This is a genomic window from Streptomyces sp. S6 (genome assembly GCF_054880855.1).
Genome location: NZ_JBTYMC010000580.1, coordinates 1 through 1937, shown reverse-complemented (window position 1 = coordinate 1937; position 1937 = coordinate 1). Strand labels below are relative to the sequence as shown.

2 pseudogenes are annotated in these 1937 nt (G+C 77.0%); one reads left to right on the top strand and one right to left on the bottom strand.

Annotated features, from left to right (window positions below):
- Positions 1–1335, bottom strand: a pseudogene (locus tag ACVNF4_RS35435) (hypothetical protein); the annotation flags it as partial.
- On the opposite strand from ACVNF4_RS35435, the pseudogene ACVNF4_RS35430 reads away from it, so the two are divergent.
- Positions 1334–1937: pseudogene (locus ACVNF4_RS35430) on the top strand (hypothetical protein); the annotation flags it as partial. The pseudogenes ACVNF4_RS35435 and ACVNF4_RS35430 sit on opposite strands and share 2 nt — an antisense overlap.

Genomic DNA, 1937 nt, shown 5'->3' with positions numbered 1-1937 from the left:
CCCCGCGCTCCCGCCGGCCGTCCCCGCCGCGCTCCCGCCGTCCCCTCTGGCCGCGCTCCCCCCGGCGCACACGCGCATGCCCGCCGATCCGGCGGCCACGGGCCAGATCCCGGTCGTCCCGTCCACCATGGCCCAGACGGCCGTCATGCCGGCCTTCGCCCCGCAGATGTCGCCCGACCCGACGGCCACCGGCCAGATCCCGGTCATGCAGGCGCCGGTCGCGCAGATGCCCGCCGACCCGACCGTCACCGGGCCGATCCCGGTCGTTCCGTCGTCCCCGGGCGTGCCGATGGCGGCCACCCCGACGTCGACCGGGCAGATACCCGTCGTCCAGATGCCCGTCTCCGCGACCGCCACGGGGCCGATCCCGGTCGTCCAGATGCCCGCCTCGCCGACGGCGACCGGGCCGATTCCCGTCGTGCAGATGCCCGTCTCCCCGACGGCGACCGGACCGATCCCGGTCGTCCAGATGTCGCCCGATCCGACGGCCACCGGCCAGATCCCGGTCATGCAGGCGCCCGACTCCCGCCCCTCGACGCAGGGTTGGGACAGCGGCTCGCTGCCGATGTACAACCCCGCCGACCCGTCACGTGACACCGGCGCCCTCCCTTCCGTCCCGTCGTGGGAGACCGGCACGTTCCCCCAGTACGCCTCTCCGGCGGCCCAGCCCGGCGGCGCGTTCCCGGCCGCGGCTCCCGTAGCGCAACCCGCGCCCGCAGCCGCGGCCTGGAACACCGGCTCCCTCCCGATGTACAACCCCGCGGAGCCCGCCCGGGACACGGGCGCGTTCCCGTCGGTTCCGACGTGGGAGACGGGCGCCTTCGCCCAGTACGACCCGTCCGGCGCGACGACCTGGCAGGACCCGCAGCCGCAGGCCGCCGCCCCGGTCCCCGCCGAACCCGCCCTGACCTCGACGGTCATGTCCCCCTCGGCGCCGGCCGCCCCCGCCGAACCCGCGTACGCGACGACCGTCATGGCCCCCTCGGCACCCGCCCCGGCGGCTCCCGAACCGGCCTTCACGTCGACCGTGATGAGCCCGTCGGCCGCCCCCGACCCCGCCTTCACATCCACGGTGATGAGCCCCTCCGCCGCGCCCGCGCCCGCCGAGCCGGTGTATGCGTCCACCCTGATGTCCCCGCAGGCCGCCGCCCCGGCGCCCGCGTTCACGTCGACGGTCATGACACCGGGAGCGTCCGCCCCGACGGCCCCGGAACCGGCCCTCACCTCGACGGTGATGAGCCCCTCCGCCGGGATCCCCGCCCAACCGACGTACACGTCCGCGCCGATGACCCCGCAGGCCGCGCCGACGGCCCCCGCATTCACCTCGACGGTCATGTCACCGTCGGCACCGGCCGAACCGGCGTACGCGTCCGCGACGATGGCACCTCCGACCGCCGCATCGGCGGCCCCCGCGCCCGCGCCGACGGCACCCCAGGCCCCCGCCGAACCGGCCTACACCTCGACCCTGATGGCCCCGCCCTCCGCCGGTATGGCCGCCGCCAACTCGACGTTCGCCGTGCCCATGCCGACCCCCACCCCGGCCCCGGCACCCGAACCCGCCCTCACCGCACCGCAGATGGCGCCCCAGCCGATGGCCGCGCCCATGGCACCCGTCGACCCCGGCTTCACCGCCACCCTCATGGCACCCCAGGCGATGCCCACCCCTCAGCCGATGGCAGTTCCCCAGGCGATGACGGCGCCTCAGACGATGACCGCGCCCGCGCCGGCTCCCGCCCCGATGGCGCCGCAGCCCCCCATGGCCCCCGCCTTCGCCGCAGCCATGGCAGCCCCGCCCATGGCGGCCTCACCCATGACAGCCCCCATGGCAGCCGCCCCCCTGCCGACCCAGCCCACGCCGGCTCAGCCCCTGCCCACCCCGGCCATGGCAGCGCCCGCCGCCCCGGCAGCCCCCCAGATGGCCGCGCAGCAGCAGGCGC